This window comes from Saccharothrix hoggarensis, from assembly GCF_042678885.1.
GTDB lineage: Bacteria > Actinomycetota > Actinomycetes > Mycobacteriales > Pseudonocardiaceae > Actinosynnema > Actinosynnema hoggarensis.
The window spans coordinates 53,239-68,205 of the sequence record NZ_JBHTLK010000011.1; the positions used below are offsets into that span (position 1 = coordinate 53,239).

Annotated in this window: 16 protein-coding genes and 1 rRNA gene; 10 read left to right on the forward strand and 7 right to left on the reverse strand. The window is 71.5% G+C overall.

From position 1 onward, the window contains the following. Nucleotides 1-23 precede the first annotated feature (23 nt). The 3 genes from ACFQ3T_RS04375 to ACFQ3T_RS04385 all read left to right on the forward strand — a co-directional run bounded on the left by ACFQ3T_RS04375 (nucleotide 24) and on the right by ACFQ3T_RS04385 (nucleotide 1,727). A complete protein-coding gene (locus ACFQ3T_RS04375) occupies nucleotides 24-173 on the forward strand; it encodes a hypothetical protein (protein WP_380720006.1) in 150 nt (49 codons plus the stop codon). 315 nt (nucleotides 174-488) lie between these two features. Beyond that, nucleotides 489-941 (forward strand): hypothetical protein, encoded by a 453-nt coding sequence (locus tag ACFQ3T_RS04380; protein WP_380720008.1) that lies wholly within the window; start codon nucleotides 489-491, stop codon nucleotides 939-941. 45 nt (nucleotides 942-986) lie between these two features. Next, complete coding sequence (locus ACFQ3T_RS04385; RefSeq protein ID WP_380720041.1) at nucleotides 987-1,727, forward strand: DUF72 domain-containing protein; 741 nt, start codon at nucleotides 987-989, stop codon at nucleotides 1,725-1,727. Here the strand turns inward: ACFQ3T_RS04385 and ACFQ3T_RS04390 are convergent. Next, nucleotides 1,720-2,457, reverse strand: coding sequence for an arylamine N-acetyltransferase family protein (locus ACFQ3T_RS04390; RefSeq protein ID WP_380720011.1), 738 nt, complete (start codon nucleotides 2,455-2,457; stop codon nucleotides 1,720-1,722). The genes ACFQ3T_RS04385 and ACFQ3T_RS04390 overlap by 8 nt on opposite strands. On the opposite strand from ACFQ3T_RS04390, the gene ACFQ3T_RS04395 reads away from it, so the two are divergent. Next, nucleotides 2,456-3,319, forward strand: coding sequence for a DUF72 domain-containing protein (locus tag ACFQ3T_RS04395; protein WP_380720013.1), 864 nt, complete (start codon nucleotides 2,456-2,458; stop codon nucleotides 3,317-3,319). The two genes, ACFQ3T_RS04390 and ACFQ3T_RS04395, sit on opposite strands and share 2 nt — an antisense overlap. 9 nt (nucleotides 3,320-3,328) lie before the next feature. Here the strand turns inward: ACFQ3T_RS04395 and ACFQ3T_RS04400 are convergent, their stop codons facing one another. Next, nucleotides 3,329-6,529, reverse strand: a complete 3,201-nt coding sequence (locus ACFQ3T_RS04400) for an AAA domain-containing protein (RefSeq protein ID WP_380720015.1) — start codon at nucleotides 6,527-6,529, stop codon at nucleotides 3,329-3,331. Between the two features lie 160 nt (nucleotides 6,530-6,689). On the opposite strand from ACFQ3T_RS04400, the gene ACFQ3T_RS04405 reads away from it, so the two are divergent. Further along, on the forward strand, nucleotides 6,690-7,055 hold the full coding sequence (locus ACFQ3T_RS04405; RefSeq protein WP_380720017.1) for a peptidase inhibitor family I36 protein: 366 nt from the start codon (nucleotides 6,690-6,692) through the stop codon (nucleotides 7,053-7,055). Here the strand turns inward: ACFQ3T_RS04405 and ACFQ3T_RS04410 are convergent. From ACFQ3T_RS04410 to ACFQ3T_RS04420, 3 genes are all read right to left on the reverse strand, one after another. Beyond that, nucleotides 7,052-8,287 carry a PP2C family protein-serine/threonine phosphatase gene (locus tag ACFQ3T_RS04410; protein ID WP_380720019.1) on the reverse strand — a complete coding sequence of 412 codons (1,236 nt, stop codon included), beginning with the start codon at nucleotides 8,285-8,287 and terminating at the stop codon, nucleotides 7,052-7,054. The two genes, ACFQ3T_RS04405 and ACFQ3T_RS04410, sit on opposite strands and share 4 nt — an antisense overlap. Further along, complete coding sequence (locus ACFQ3T_RS04415) at nucleotides 8,287-9,090, reverse strand: alpha/beta fold hydrolase (protein ID WP_380720021.1); 804 nt, start codon at nucleotides 9,088-9,090, stop codon at nucleotides 8,287-8,289. Before ACFQ3T_RS04415 ends, ACFQ3T_RS04410 begins: the two co-directional genes overlap by 1 nt. A 97-nt stretch (nucleotides 9,091-9,187) precedes the next feature. Beyond that, nucleotides 9,188-9,925 (reverse strand): polyprenol monophosphomannose synthase, encoded by a 738-nt coding sequence (locus tag ACFQ3T_RS04420; RefSeq protein ID WP_380720023.1) that lies wholly within the window; start codon nucleotides 9,923-9,925, stop codon nucleotides 9,188-9,190. Nucleotides 9,926-10,039: 114 nt separating this feature from the next. Here ACFQ3T_RS04420 and ACFQ3T_RS04425 point away from each other — a divergent pair, with 114 nt between their 5' ends. Genes ACFQ3T_RS04425 through ACFQ3T_RS04435 form a run of 3 tightly spaced genes read left to right on the forward strand, consistent with a single transcriptional unit; the run spans nucleotide 10,040 to nucleotide 12,374 of the window. Further along, complete coding sequence (locus tag ACFQ3T_RS04425) at nucleotides 10,040-10,675, forward strand: hypothetical protein (RefSeq protein WP_380720024.1); 636 nt, start codon at nucleotides 10,040-10,042, stop codon at nucleotides 10,673-10,675. Nucleotides 10,676-10,698: 23 nt separating this feature from the next. Next, nucleotides 10,699-11,721: a helix-turn-helix domain-containing protein gene (locus ACFQ3T_RS04430; protein ID WP_380720027.1), complete on the forward strand. Its 1,023-nt coding sequence runs from the start codon at nucleotides 10,699-10,701 to the stop codon at nucleotides 11,719-11,721. 2 nt (nucleotides 11,722-11,723) lie between these two features. Then, entirely contained in the window at nucleotides 11,724-12,374 is a 651-nt protein-coding gene (locus ACFQ3T_RS04435) for a class I SAM-dependent methyltransferase (protein ID WP_380720029.1), read from the forward strand. On the opposite strand, the gene ACFQ3T_RS04440 is transcribed toward ACFQ3T_RS04435, so the two are convergent. Then, complete coding sequence (locus ACFQ3T_RS04440; RefSeq protein WP_380720031.1) at nucleotides 12,341-13,141, reverse strand: NAD(P)H-binding protein; 801 nt, start codon at nucleotides 13,139-13,141, stop codon at nucleotides 12,341-12,343. The two genes, ACFQ3T_RS04435 and ACFQ3T_RS04440, sit on opposite strands and share 34 nt — an antisense overlap. Nucleotides 13,142-13,212: 71 nt before the next feature. Here ACFQ3T_RS04440 and ACFQ3T_RS04445 point away from each other — a divergent pair, with 71 nt between their 5' ends. Together ACFQ3T_RS04445 and ACFQ3T_RS04450 are read left to right on the forward strand one after the other, a co-directional pair. Further along, nucleotides 13,213-14,124 (forward strand): AraC family transcriptional regulator, encoded by a 912-nt coding sequence (locus ACFQ3T_RS04445; RefSeq protein WP_380720033.1) that lies wholly within the window; start codon nucleotides 13,213-13,215, stop codon nucleotides 14,122-14,124. Beyond that, complete coding sequence (locus tag ACFQ3T_RS04450; RefSeq protein WP_380720036.1) at nucleotides 14,121-14,453, forward strand: nucleotide pyrophosphohydrolase; 333 nt, start codon at nucleotides 14,121-14,123, stop codon at nucleotides 14,451-14,453. The genes ACFQ3T_RS04445 and ACFQ3T_RS04450 overlap by 4 nt, the downstream gene beginning before the upstream one ends. Before the next feature lie 282 nt (nucleotides 14,454-14,735). On the opposite strand, the gene rrf is transcribed toward ACFQ3T_RS04450, so the two are convergent. Next, nucleotides 14,736-14,852: ribosomal RNA gene (gene rrf, locus ACFQ3T_RS04455) — 5S ribosomal RNA — on the reverse strand. Between the last annotated feature and the right edge of the window lie 115 nt (nucleotides 14,853-14,967).

Genomic DNA, 14,967 nt, shown 5'->3' on the forward strand with positions numbered 1-14,967 from the left:
TTCCACGTTCGGAGCGCGCGGGTATGGCGTTCCAGGAATCCGGCAAGCTGCTGCACGCACCGTTCACCGCGTCGGAGATCGCCGCCGCCGGTATCGATCACGCCTTGGTTGGCCACTTCCACACGGAGAGGGACGCCGAACGGCACATCTACCCGGCAACTTCGCCCCGCTGACCTTCGGCGAGTCGCAGGCCGGGGGTCGGCCTCGACAACTCGAGGGATGCGTGGCGTGTGCGTCTACTCGACCGACCCGGAGACGCATGGCCAGCTCGGTCGCGCCTTGCCCGGACGACCGACCTGACCGTTGCCGTACCGGATGTGACTCGATCATCGGGAAGCAGCCGCAGCACCTCCGTTGACGTTCGTACGCGCTGATGGCCGGGTGTCGTGGTGGCTGTGTGCGGTGGGGCGTTAGTGCGGGAGGGTGCTTTCGCCACGCAGCCGGGTGAGGGGTGCTCACGAAGGTGTGAGACACCCGATCTTGGTGTCATGAGCCAGCAACGACGAAGAGCGCGCGCTCGCCGTCCACGCCCCGACCCGCTGCGCGTGGAGGAGCTGGTGGCCTTCCTGCGCGCCGACCGGGGTTGGCGGGACGAGGTGGGCCGACGGCTCGTCGCGAAGTTGGACCAGCGGCTGGTGCGGTCGGCGCGGGCCTGTGGGTGCCGGCCCATCGCGCACGTCGCGGAGGAGCTGGACAGCCAGGCGTGCGTCGACCTCGGCCCCGGCGTGCCGTACCAGCTGGCGAAGGCCGTGTACGCGCAGGTGCGGCTGCGCGGGGCGGCGCGGTTGCGGCAGACGGCGCGCAGCATGCGGGTGCTCGGCGTGTACCTGTGCGGCAGCGACCTGGAACGCTGCCCGTGCACGGAGGCGCTGGCCCGTGACCCACAACAGGCGCGCGTCGACCGCGTGGTGACCGGCGCCCTGGACTGCGCGGGTTTCTAGACCCGAGTCGGACCGAATGTTTCGGGTGTCACTCACGCGGGCAACATCGCTACCGTGGGTGAAATCAGAATCGGTACATCCGGCTGGCTGTATCCCCAGTGGCGTGGCGATTTCTACCCGCGCGGGTTGCAGCAACGACTGGAGTTGCCTTTCCTGTCCCGACGGCTGAACACGGTGGAGATCAACGGCTCGTTCTACGGGCTGCGCAAGCCGACCGACTACCGGTCGTGGTTCCAGCGCACGCCCGACGACTTCGTGTTCGCCGTCAAAGGACACCGCGAGATCACCCACACCAAGCGATTACGGGACGTCGGGGACGACGTGGACGAGTTCTTCGCCTCCGGCGTCCTCGACCTCGGCGCGAAGCTCGGGCCGATCCTGTGGCAGCTGCCGCCGACGCTGCCGTGGCGGCCGGACCGGCTGGCCGCGTTCCTGGAACGGCTGCCGGGACCGCCGGTCCGGCACGCGCTGGAGGTGCGGCACAAGACGTGGGACGACCCGGACCTCCTCGACCTCCTGGGACGGCACGGGGTCTCGCTCGTCGTCGCCGAGTCGGCGGGCCGCTTCCCCGAGCTGTGCGAGGTGACCGCCGACTTCGTCTACGTCCGGCTGCACGGCGACCACGAGCTGTACGTCAGCGCGTACTCCGACCTGGCGCTGAACCGGTGGGCCGCACGGGTCCGCGAGTGGGCGGTGGACCGCGACGTGTACGTGTACTTCGACAACACGATGCACGGCGCGGCCCCGCACAACGCCCTCGCCCTCGCCGAACGGCTGCTCACGTGAGCCGCGGCACGCGGTCCAGCACGATGCCGAAGTGCTCGGCGTACGCGGCGAGCAGGGCGTCGTCGTCCAGCTCCTCGACGTGCTTCTCCCCGCCCTCGGTGGTGATCAGCTTGTGGTCGGCGATGGTGATCCGCCCGGTCGGCGTGGGCAGCGAGCACGTCGTGCCGCGCCGGAACGGCGACTCGGGCCACGTCTGCTGGTACCAGCAGGTGGCGCGGAACTCGGCGAGTTCCCGCGGCCGGGTCTCGAACCGGTACTGCGGCACGCCGTCGAACAGCACGTCGACGTCGCCGTCGGGCGTGTCGACCAGCTGGAACGCGCCGGCGGCGTCGTGCTGGACGTCCCGGCTGGTGATGTCGAGCGGCCGCAGGCTGAACCGGCCGAAGCCGACGTCGACGAGCAGGTCGCCGACCCGCAACGCCAGGTGGTCGAACGGCGGGCCGTAGGCGCCGTCGTTGAACACCTTGGCGGACAGCAGCCGCACGTCGTGCCCCAGGGCGCGCAGCAGCGCCGCGAACGCGCCGTTGAGCTCGTAGCAGAACCCGCCACGCCGGCGGTTGACGATCTTGTCGACCAGGAGGTCCTCGTCCAGCGTGACGGTCTCGCCGAGGTGGATGCTCAGGTTCTCGAACGGCACCGCCGCCAGGTGCCGCTTGTGCAGCTCCGCGAGGGTGCTGGAGCGGGTGGCCCCGATGCGGTCGAGGTAGGCGTCGATCACGTGGTCGTCCATGGCACCAACTTGCAACATCAAGTGGACTGGAGGTCAATGGGACGTGGGCAGAATCCGGATCGGCACGTCGGGCTGGGTCTACCGGGCGTGGCGCGGCACGTTCTACCCGAAGGGCCTGGTGCAGCGGCGGGAGCTGGAGCACATCTCGGGCCTGATGGGCTCGGTGGAGCTGAACGGCTCGTTCTACTCGCTGCAACGGCCGTCCAGCTACCTGGCGTGGGCCGCCCAGACCCCGGCGGACTTCACGTTCGCGGTGAAGGGCGGCCGGTTCATCACCCACCTGAAGCAGCTGCGCGACGTGGAGACGCCGTTGGCGAACTTCTTCGCGTCGGGCGTGCTCGCGCTGGAGCACAAGCTCGGCCCGTTCCTGTGGCAGCTGCCGCCCCGCACGGCGTACAACCCGGAACGGCTGAAGACGTTCTTCGCCCTCCTCCCCCGCACCACCTCCGCCGCGGCCGACCTCGCCGAGCGGCACGACGAGCGCCTGGCCGAGGACCGGGCGTGGACGACCACCGACGCCGACCGCCCACTCCGGCACGCGCTGGAAGTCCGCCACCCGACCTTCCTCGACCCGGACTTCTTCGACCTCCTCCGGGCGCACGACATCGCGCTGGTCGTCTCCCACTCGGCAGGCACGTTCACGTACGTGGAGGACGTCACGGCCGACTTCGTCTACGTGCGGCTGCACGGCAGCGAGTCGCTGTACGTCGGCAGCTACTCGGACGCGGAACTGGACGAGTGGGCCGCCAAGATCCGCGGCTGGGCCACCGACCGCGACGTCTACGTCTACTTCGACAACGACACCGACGCCGCCGCGCCCCACGACGCGATCCGCCTCGCCGCCCGCCTCCACACCCCGTGACGGCGAAGGTCAGCCGCGGCTCGGCGCCGCCACCTCGTGCCGGCAGCGCGGGCAGCGCCAGAAGTAGGGCGTGCCCCGCTTCCGGTCGGACGACCGGTGCAGCTCGACGTCCGCACGGCACCTCGCGCAGGGCGCCGGGTCGACGAACCCCTCGGCGCCCAGCTCCGCGAGCAGCCGTTTCGCGAACGCCGAACCCCGGCAGGTGAGCATCACCTCGCGCGAGTCCCGGTGCGACAGGGCGTTCAGGCTCCCGATCAGCACGACCTGCTGGTCGATCACCACGATCTTCTTGTGCTCGAGGCGGGCGCGGATGATCCGGGCGCCGGTGTCCTTGAGCGCCCGCAGCCACTCCTGGTTGGTGTCGTTCTTCTGGATGAAGTCCTTGTCGTCCCTGGTGAACACCCGCACGTCGACGCCTCGCCGCACGGCGTCCGCGATGAGGGGCATGAACCGCTTGCCGTTCCGACCGACCCACGGCGACCACATCCACACGCTGTGCCGGGCCTGGGCGAGGCTCTTCGCCAGGGTGTCCTTGAACGCGAACTCGTCCTCGATGTCGGTGATCTCGACGAGCCCGCTCAGCACGTCCTGCAGCTCGGCCTCCACCGACGACACCGGCTTGTACTCGCGCTCGTCGGCCAAGCCGAGCAGGGCGCCCGCGCGGACCCACTGGATGCGGCCCGCCTGCGCCAGTCGCCGCACCGCGCCGAGCGGGCTGTCACCCACGGCGCCCTTGACGGCCACCCGCGAGTTCACGATCAGGTACAGCCGGTGCCGGGCCCGGGTGATCCCCACGCCGAACAGGCGGACCGCCGTGTACTCGAAGTCGTCGCCGTTCGCGCGGGCCTTGGCGATCCAGCCCCGCCCGTCCTCCACCAGGTCGAAGACGACGGTGTCGAACTCGCGTCCCTGGAACGAGTGCGTGGTGCCCACGGGCACGACGAGGTCCGGTCCGACGTCCCGGAGCGCGGCGAGCGTCGCCTCGGCCTGCTGCTTGAACGTCGTCACGACGCCGACGTCGCCGTCCGTGCTGTGGTGCTGCGCGAGCGCGCGGGCCACCAGCGCCCCGACCGGCCACCAGCCGGCGTACTTCGCCGACCGGTGCACGACGCCGAGGTCGGGCAGGTCGCTCACGTCCACGATCACGATCTCGGTGTCGGGCCTGGTCGCGCCGTCCTCCAGCACGCCGTAGACGACCTCGTTGGCGAGGTGGCGCAGGTTCGGGCCGAACCGGAACTGGTGCCGCAGCCCCACCGCGCCCGCCTTCGCCTCCACGTCCGCGGGCGCGCGGATGCCGCAGTGGGTGAACACGTCCGGTTTGACCCATTTGCGCACGCCCGCGTGGTCGACCCGGTCGACGTCCGCGGTGACCGGGCCCAGCTGGAGGAAGTCGCCGAGCAGCACGGCGGTCCGGGTCGCCCGCCCGACCGCGAGCAGCACCTCGGCGAGCAGCGCCGCGCCGGCCTCGTCCACGAGGACGACGTCGAACTTCTCCCGCGCCACGGCGGGGTGCGCGCGCGACCGGGCCAGGGTCGTCGCCACCACCCGCGCGCCGGCCACGATCTCGCCCTCCGCGTCACGGCGCAGCTTGCCGATCTTCTTGGTCAGGTCCCGCAGGCGGCTCTCCCACTGCGGCCGGTCACGCGCGGCGGACCGCTGGAACTCGTGGAGCCGGGCCCGTTCCTCGTGCCGCGCCGGGAGGTTCCCCCGGCGTGCCGACGCCACCGCCGCGTCGTCCCGCTCGTCGGCGACACCGAGCCCGCGCAGCCACGCGCAGCGCGCCTCCAAGGCGTCCACCGCCTCCTGCACGTGGGTCATCTCGGACTGACTGGCGCGGTAGAGGGTGTTCGCGACCACCACGCGCTCGTCCAGCCGCGCCAGGTCGGCGGGCGTGACGGTGACCGTGGCACGGAGGTGGTCCAGCTCCGCCACGATCGCGTCCCGCCGGGCCGCGAACTGCCGTTCCGCGGTGGCCGACGCCCGTGCCCACCGCTCCGCGGCCTTGCGCGCCTTCCACCGCGCGAGCGGGTTGCGAGTGGCGGCGGCCTCCTCTGCGGCGCTCGCGGCCCGTTCACGCTGTCCGCGGACGTCGTCCTCGGCGGCCCGCAGCGACGCGGTGAGCTCGGCGGCCCGTTCGAGCATCCGCCGCTGCGGCTCCACCCGTCGCCGCTCGCCGTCCACGACCGCGGCCTCGAGCACCGCGGCGTCCAACTCCCGCGTGGCCTCGACGTGCCGCCGGGCCAGCTCAGGACGGTCCGCCTCCAGCCGCGCCAGCTCCGCCCGCCGGTCGATCCGCTCGACCGCCGCCACGTAGGCGTCGTGGTCGTAGTCGGCGAGCTCGACGTCGAGGGCGGCGATCCTGGCGTCCACCCGGTCGGCTTGGACGAGCCGTTCCCGCACCTCGGCCAGCTCGGCGTCGACCTCACCCGTCGTGCGGGCCGCGAGCCGCTGCAGCTGGACGTTGTCGTCCGCCGCCAGCTCCGGCAGGTGCGGCGGCCCGACCCGGATGACCTGCCCCTGGTCGGTGGGGATGTTCTTGACGACTTCCTTGAGCGCGTTGTCCACGGCGATGTTGGCCGTCGACACCAGCAGGACGCGCCGTCCGCTCTTGACGAGGTCTTCGATGGCGCGGGCGAGGACGCGGGTCTTGCCGGTGCCCGGCGGCCCCCACACGGCGTGCACACCGGGCTCGGTGCACGCCTGGTACGCGATCCGCTGGGACGGCAGGAAACCGGGCGGGTAGTCGTGCGCGGACGGCGCGGGGAGCGCGTCCAGCCTGCCCGCGGCCAGCCGATCCGCCAGCGGCGCCCGGTCGAGGCCCGCGATCCCGTCGCGCAGCTTCTGCCACAGGTGGCGAGGCGTGAGCCGGATCGTCCACACCCGGTCGCAGCCGGCGGGCAGCACACCGTCCACCTTGATCTTGACCAGGCCGTCGGCGACCTGCACCCGCTCCACCGGGACGGAGGTGCCGTTGTCAGGCCCGTCCTTGTCCGCCAGGCAGAGCTGGTCGAAGCTGTCCGCGGACGGCGGCCGGTCGCCCGCGCGGAGGTCGAGCGTCCACCACCCCGGCTCGTCACCGGGTAATCGGGTCGCCCGGCCGAGCGGCCGCCACTCGCCGTCCCCACCCTTGACCGGCCCCGCCAGCACCCGGTCCACGGCCTCGACGAGCTCCCGCCGCCAGCCCGAAACCCCACCCTCCCGCGCTGTCACCGAGCCAGTAAACCAAGACTGGTTCGTAGGACCACAAACAACGGCGGCGAAGGTCGACTGGCCGTCCCCGGACCACACCCACACAATCAGGTGAACGGCGGTCGCCCCGGCCCCACACCACCGCCGGCCGCAGCACCCTGGAGCGGTGGAGGTGACCCGAATGACGACCCGCACCCTGGTCACGGCGCTGGCGCTCACCGCCGGCGCGTTGGCGTCCAGCGGCACGGCGGTGGCCCACGAGCCTGCCGCGACCTGCGACCGGGGCGAGTTCTGCGTCTGGTCGGGCACCGACTACACCGGCCAGTCGCACCGCCTCGACCTCGAATCGGCGAACCCCCGGGAGTGCATCCCGCTGCCCGACGGGTTCGTGGCGAGGTCGTTCGCGAACCGCCTCACCAGGGACGCCTCGGTGTACCAGCGGGCCACGTGCTCGACCGAGGCCGAGTTCACCACCTACCCCGGCAAGGGCACCTACGTGCCGGACGCGCCGTTCGTCGTCCGCGCCATCCAGGTCTGGGAGCCCTAGACCGGGTCCGAGCCGACGTCCACGCCGGTCCGAGCCGCCGGAACGCCCAGCGCGAGCACCGCGGTGTCGTCCTCGACCCCGTCGCCGAACCGGTCCAACAACCCCACGATCGCCTCCACGACACCCGCCGCCGACGTCGGGGCGATGGTGGCCGCGAACTCCAGCAACTCCTCCTCGCTGTACCGCGAGCCACCGGTCCGCGCCTCCACCAGCCCGTCCGAGTACAGCGCGAACGTGTCACCGCCCGCCAGCCGCACGGTCGTGGTCACCACGCGCGCCTCGGGCAGGATGCCGATGAGCTGCCCGCCGGGCGTCTCCACGTGCTCGACCGTGCCGTCGGCGCGCAGCAGCAGGCCGGGCGGGTGGCCGCCGGCGGCGAGCGTGAGCGTGCAGCCGTCCCCCTCCACCGCGAGCACCCCGAACGTCACCGTGCAGAACCGCGCGGACCCGTCGTCCCGCTCCTGGTTGAGCACGGTGTTCAGGTTCGTCAGCACGGCGACCGGGTCCGGGTCGTACACGGCGGCCGAGCGCAGCGTGTAGCGGGTCAGCGACGTCACCGCCGCCGCGCCCGCGCCCTTGCCGCACACGTCGCCGAGGAACACGCCCCACCGGCCGTCCGCCAGCGGGAACACGTCGTAGAAGTCGCCGCCGACCTCGAACGGCGACGCGTGGTGGTAGTGCGCGGCGATCTCCACGCCCGGCACGTCCGGCAGCACCGGCGGCAGCAGCGTCCGCTGGAGCGTGATCGCGAGCCGCCGGATCTCGTCGCGCTCCCGTTCCGCCTCCTGCCGGGCGCGCAGCAGCTCCTGCTCGTACGCACGGCGGTCGCGCGCGTCGAACACCGTCGTGCGGATCAGCAACGGCGAGCCGTCGTCGCCGGTCTTGACGGTGGAGTTGACCAGCACCGGCAACCGGGAGCCGTCCGCCGCGACCATCTCCAGCGCCACCCCGCGCACCTCGCCCTGCATCCGCAGCAGCGGCGCGAAGTGCGTCTCGTGGTACAGCTTGCCGCCGACGTTGAGCAGGTCGCTGAACCGCATCCGGCCCACCAGGTCCTCACGTCGGCGACCCAGCCACCGCAGCAGCGTCCCGTTCACCTTCGCGATCTTCCCGTCGAGCATCGTCGACAGGTATCCGCACGGCGCGTTCTCGTACAGGTCTTCCGCGCTGTCCTCCAACAAGGCCGAGAACGTCTCGTTGTCGTTGTCCGGGTCGCTCCCCGTCTCGCACATCACCGCTGGTCCACGGCGAAGCGCAGGATCTCCGCCGCGGTGGCCTCCGGTGCGCTGAGCTGCGGGCAGTGCCCCGTGGCGTCGAGCGTGACCCGCGTGCTGCCGGGGATGTTGGCGTGGACGTACGCGCCGACCTCGGGCGGGGCGATCACGTCCTGCGCGCACTCCAGCACGAGCGTCGGCACGCTCACCCGCGGCAGGTCGTCCCGGTTGTCCGAGAGGAACGTCGTGCGCGCGAACACCCTGGCCACCTCCGGGTCGGTGCGGCAGAAGCTGTTGGTCAGCTCCTCGCCGAGTTCCGGTCGGTCCGCGTTGCCCATGATGACCGGCGCCATCGTCGCCGACCAGCCGAGGTAGTTGCTGTCCAGCGAGTCGAGCAGCTCCTCGATGTCGGCGGCGCTGAACCCGCCCCGGTAGTCGCCGTCGTCGATGTACCGCGGCGACGGCGTGACCAGCACCAGCTTGCCGAACCGGGACGGCTCGGCGGCCGCCGCCAGCACCCCGATCATCGCGGCCACCGAGTGACCCACGAACACGACGTCGCGCAGGTCCAGCTCACGGCAGAGGTCCAGCACGTCCGACGCGTACCCGTCGAGCGTCGAGTACCGCTGGGCGTTCCACGCGGACAGGTCCGACCCTCCCGCCCCCACGTGGTCGAACAGCACGACCCGGCACTTCTCGGCGAGCGTGGGGACGACCAGCCGCCACATGTTCTGGTCGCACCCGAAACCGTGCGCGAGCACCACCACCGGGCCGTCGGCCTCGCCGGTGACGACCACGTTGTTCCTGCTCCGCACATCCATGCAGCATCCTGTCGCTCGGAAGGGCTTGGTACCCAGCCGAGCACGACTTCATGCACGCCGGCCGTGTGGGGGTCATCGCACCCCGAACGGGGCAACCTCAGCCCAACCGGCGGCCGAACAGCAGTTTCCACGGCATCAACGCCGATTCCAGCTGCACGGCCAGGCTCATCTTCGACGCGCCTTCCGCGCGTTCCTCGAACTTGATGGGCACTTCGACGATGCGCATCCCGTTCTTCACCGTCCGGTGGTTCATCTCCACCTGGAACGCGTACCCGTTGCTCCGGATCGAGGCGACGTCGATCTTCCGCAGGGTCGCCGCGTGCCACGCCTTGAACCCCGCCGTGGCGTCCTTCACGCGCAATCGCAGGATCGCGTTGACGTAGAAGTTCGCCCACGCCGACAGCGCTTTGCGGTGCCACCCCCATTCGCCGGCGACCGCGCCTCCGGGCACGTAGCGGGAGCCGATCACCACGGCCGCGTCGGTCGTCGCCAACGTCTCCACCATGCGCGGGATCACGCTCGCCGGGTGCGACAGGTCCGCGTCCATCTGCACCACGACGTCCGCGCCGCGGTCGAGCGCGCGCAAGATCCCGGCCACATAAGCCCGCCCCAGACCGTCCTTTTCCGTGCGGTGCAGAACGTCCACCGGAATCGGCGCGCTCGCCGCCAATTCGTCCGCGACGTCACCCGTGCCGTCGGGCGAGTTGTCGTCCACGATGAGCACGTGCAGGTTCTCCACCCCGATTCCGGCGAGCAGGTCGACCAGCTTCGGCAAGTTCTCCCGCTCGTTGTAGGTCGGCACGACGACCGTGACCTTCGGCGAGTTCGATTCCATCGTGATTCCCCACGTGTGACGCGCGACCCGATCCCTCTCCGTACCGATGGTACGGACGGCCCCCGAGTGACGACCGGCACGGGATTGTCGGTGGTCGGCGTTACCGTGCCCGACATGAGGATGTCGAACGCCACGGAGCTGACCGCCGACCACCACGCCCGGCTGGCCGAGCTGGGGCTGAGGGTCGACCACCTCGACGAGGCCATCTGGGCCGGCGTCGACGCACGGGCGTCCGCGCCACCCCTCGGCCCCACCAACGGCGCCGGGCTGCTCGACTGGATCCACCGCGTCGGCAGGCTGCGCGAAGTGCTCGTCGCCGAGGGGTGGACGCGCGTCGACAAGTGGAACGCGGGCCTCGTCCAGCACCCGACGAGACCGGTCGTGCTCGGCACGCTCCAGGGCAACCGGCACACCGGCACGCCCGGCGCCCCGCTGCGCAGCGACTACGCCAAGGGCCCCGCCATCGCGGCCATGATGCGCGGCAACGACAGCGACCAGTTCACCCTCTTCGACTCCCTGCACACGCACGAGTGGAAGCTGTGGTTCCTCGTCACCTACCCCCACCAGGAGGGCGACCGGCTGGTCGTGCTGCGCGAGGTGTCGCAGCCGGAACCGACGCCCCAGGGCCAGGTAGTCGACCGCTGGGCGCACCGGATCACGTTGCCGCCTCTGGTGTTCGGCCCGCTGCCCACGCCCCGCGGCCCGGACGGCCCGGCCGACGTGGACGTCACCGTCGTCCCGCGCCGGTAGGCGGGTGCGAGAATGGCGCGATCATGCTCACGCCCTCCCGCCTCGCCCTGGCCCGCACCCGGCGCGGTCTCACCGCGGTCGAGTTGGCGCGCAAGGCCGGCACGAGCCCGGCGAGCATCGGCGACTACGAGCACGGCCGCCGCCGACCGCGACCGGCCACCACGGCGAGGCTCACCGAAGCCCTCGGCTTCCCCGCGGGCTTCCTCGAAGCCGAGGACGTCCCCGAGATCGACGTCGCGTTCACCCGACCGGCGCCCCAGCGGCAGCGTGACGCCGCGCTGGCCGCCGCCCGCCTGGCCATCGGCTTCGACGCCTGGCTGACGCGCGCGTTCACGTTCCCCGAGCCGGACGTGCCGACGTGGGAGGGCCCCGACCCGGAGACGGCGGCCGAGATGGTCCGCGCTCGCTGGGGCATCCCCCACCGGCCCGCGCCCAACCTCGTGCACCTGCTCGAAGCGCACGGCGTCCGCGTGTTCTCCCTGCCGCAGGACTGCGCCCCGGCGGGCCCGTTCTCGTGCCGCCACAACGGCACCCCCTACGTCTTCCTCGACCCCACCGCGACCCCCGACGAAGCCCGCTTCGACACCGCCCGCGAACTGGGCCGCCTCACCCGGACCAACGACGCGCAAACGTTCGCGACCGCCTTCCTCCTCCCCCGCGCGGGCGTCCTGGCCGCCGTCCCCCGCAACGCGCTGACCGAGCAGGTCCTCGCGCTGAGCGCCACGTGGCACGTCACCCCGCTCACCCTCGCCCACCGCCTCCGCGACCTGGGCCTCCTCAGCCGGCCCCAGTACACCGCCGTGTGCGCCCACCTGGCCCGCCGCCCACCCACCGGCATGGCCCGCCGCGAGACGTCCCAGGTACTCACCAAGGTCTTCCGCACACTGAGGTCCCAAGGCACCACCCCGCACGACATAGCGCGCGAACTCCTCCTCGACGTGGAAGAGCTGAACGGTCTCGTCTTCGGCCTCGTCCTCACCGCCCTGCCAGGCGAAGGCCCAACCCAACCCCACCCCAAACCGCACCTCACCCTGATCCGGAGGTAGCCGTGGACCCCCAGCCCTTCACCGCCGCCGAGCTGTTCGACGCCGTCGGCCAGGGTTACGAGGACGCCTTCGGCCGTCCCCCCGCCGTGGACGACGCGGTGCGCCTGCTGCTCGAACGGCTGCCCGCGCACGCCAAGGTGCTCGACATCGGCAGCGGCACGGGGAGGCCGGTCGCCGAGGACCTCACCGCCGCCGGCCACGACGTCCTCGGCATCGACGTGTCCGCCACCATGGTCGACATCGCCCACCGCCAGGTGCCGCGCGCCGAGTTCACGCACGCCGACGTCCGCGAGTGGGAGTCGGAGGACCGGAGCTGGGACGCGGTCTGCGCGTTCTTCCCCTTCCTCCAGATGAGCCGCGACGAGGTCGCCGCCGTGCTCGCCAAGATCGCCCGCTGGCTGAAGCCGGACGGCGTGCTGGCGCTGATCACCGTGCCGATGGACGTCGAAGACCTCGAAGTCCCGTTCCTCGGCCACACCGTGCGCCTCACCAGCTTCGCCACCCCCGACCTCCTCCGCCGGATCGAGCAGGCGGGCCTGACGGTGCTCGACACCCGGAGCACCGCCTTCACCCCCGACCGCGAGGGCCAGCCCACCGAGGAGCACCTGTTCGTCCTCGCTCAGCCCCAGGCGCCCGCCGCCTCCTTGACGTAGTCGCCGAACGTCCGCCCGTCGCGCCCCAGCACCGACGGCACCCCGTCCGACAGCGCGGCGTCGTGACCGTCGCGGATCGCGGTCAACGACATCGTCAGCACCTCCGCGTACGCCCGGCTCAGACCGCCGTCCACCAGGAGCCCCGCGAAGTCGGGCGCGGGCACGTCGACCACCCGCGCCGACCGGCCCGACACGTCGCCGATCAACGCCAACGCCTCGGCGAACGTCAGCGCCTCCGGCCCCGACAGCTCGTACGTCACGCCCGCGTGCCCGTCCTCCGTCAACGCCGCCACCGCCACGTCCGCGATGTCCTGCGCGTGGATGAACGGGTGCGCGCCGTCCCCGCCGGCCGGCAGCACGACCTCGCCCGCCACCACCTGCGGCAGGAAGAAGTCCTCGCTGAAGTTGTGGGAGAACCACGTCGGCCGCAGGATCGTCCAGTCCACACCGGACTCGCGCACCGCGCGTTCACGGCCGTCGTCCGGCATGATGCCGCGCGCCGACAACACCACGATCCGCCGCACCCCCGCCGCCACGGCCCGCGGCACGAACGCCGCCACCTCCTCGTCGGACAACGTCATCGCGGGCGGCACCAGGTAGACCGCCGTGACGCCGTCCAGCGCGGCGTCCCAGGTGGACTCGTCCGCCCAGTCGAAGCGGATCGCGGAACGACGTGACACGGGACGGTGGGCGACGCCGCGGTCCTCCAAGGCGGTGGTGACGCGACGGCCGGTCTTGCCGGTGGCTCCGATAACCAGGATTGTCATGCCACCATCACACCAACGTCGTGGTGGACGGAACATGGCTCACAGTCGCAACTCCATGTTCAATCGTCTACGTGGACGCTCTCACCGACCTCCTGCGCGGCGTGCACGCGCAGCACGCCCTGGTGTGCCGCTCGTTCGCGTCGCCACCGTGGTCGCTCGGGTTCTCGGTGACGGCGCCGCTGACCCTCATCACCACCGTCCGCGGCACCGCGTGGCTGCTCACCGAGGACGGCGCCCGCCTGCTCATGCGGCCCGGCGACATCGGCCTGGTCCGCGGACCGCACCGGTTCGTACTGGCCGACGACCCGTCCACGCCGCCCCAGATCCAGGTCGGTGAACCGGACTGCGAGCGGTGGCGGCTCGGCACCCGCACGTACGGGTTCGACGCGTCCGGCGACACGGTCGTGATCACCGGTGCCTACGAGGTCGAGGGCAGCGTGTCCGACCGACTCCTCAACGCCCTGCCGGCCGCGTTCGTCGTGCCGTGCGCCGATGGCCCGTGCCCCGCGCTGGACCTCCTGTCGGAGGAGGTCGCCAAGGACCGGCCCGGTCAGGACATCGTCCTCGACCGGCTCGTCGACCTCCTCCTGGTGTTCGCGCTGCGCGAGTGGTTCGACCGGCCCGAGGCGAACACCCCCGCGTGGTACCGGGCACTGGGCGACGAGATCGTCGGCCCCGCCCTCCGCGCGATCCACGACGAACCGCGGCACGCGTGGACGGTCGCCGAACTCGCGGCACGTGCCGGCGTGTCACGGGCGGCGTTGGCGCGACGGTTCACCGCCCTGGTCGGCGTGCCGCCGCTGACGTACCTCACCGAGTGGCGCATGGACCTGGCCGCCGATCTCCTCGCCAAGCCCGACGCGACCATCGGCTCGGTGGCCCGCGCGGTCGGCTACGCGGACCCGTTCGCCTTCAGCACGGCGTTCAAACGGGTACGCGGCGTGCGCCCCAGCGACCACCGTGTGGTAGCTCTGCGGGCATGAACCTGGAAGACCTGCGGGACGCGCTGCGCCGGTTCGCCGCCGCGCGCGACTGGGACCGGTACCACACGCCCAAGAACCTTGTGATGGCGTTGTCCGGGGAGGTCGGCGAGCTGACGGACCTGTTCCAGTGGCTCACGCCCGAGGAGGCCGCGCACGCGATGGAAGACCCGGAGCTGGCCTGGAAGGTCCGCGACGAGCTGGCCGACGTCATGCACTACCTCGTGCGGCTGGCCGACAAGCTCGACGTCGACCTCATCGAGGCCGCGTTCGCCAAGATCGAACGCAACGAGCGGCGCTTCCCGACCGGCGACCTGAACCCCGTGGAATAGCCGCTTAGACGTAGGTCAGGAGCAGCAGGACCAGCGCCACGAGGAGGACCACGCCGAGAACGGCGGGCGCCCACATCGGTTGACCACTGCTCATGCCGTCACGGTAAGGAGCCGTGAAGAGCGCTCACGGCACGTCACCCGCTCGCGCGCACCGCATCGCCCGGACAGCCGTCGCCGCGGACCACAACGTGACGATTCCTCGTCACACCGAAACCGGTCAGAACGCAAAAATGCCCTCAGGGGCATCCGCATAAAACGGATGCCCCTGAGGGTCAACGATATGTTCGGCGGCGTCCTACTCTCCCACACCCTCACGAGTGCAGTACCATCGGCGCTGGAAGGCTTAACTACCGGGTTCGGAATGGGACCGGGTGTTCCCCAACCGCTATGACCACCGAAACACTATGAAATTACCAACCCGTAGGCACCCAACCCCACCACCCAACAACAGGCGCACGGGGACCAGGTGGTCCGGTTCGGTTCTTTCAGAACCGCACAGTGGATGCGTAGCGTC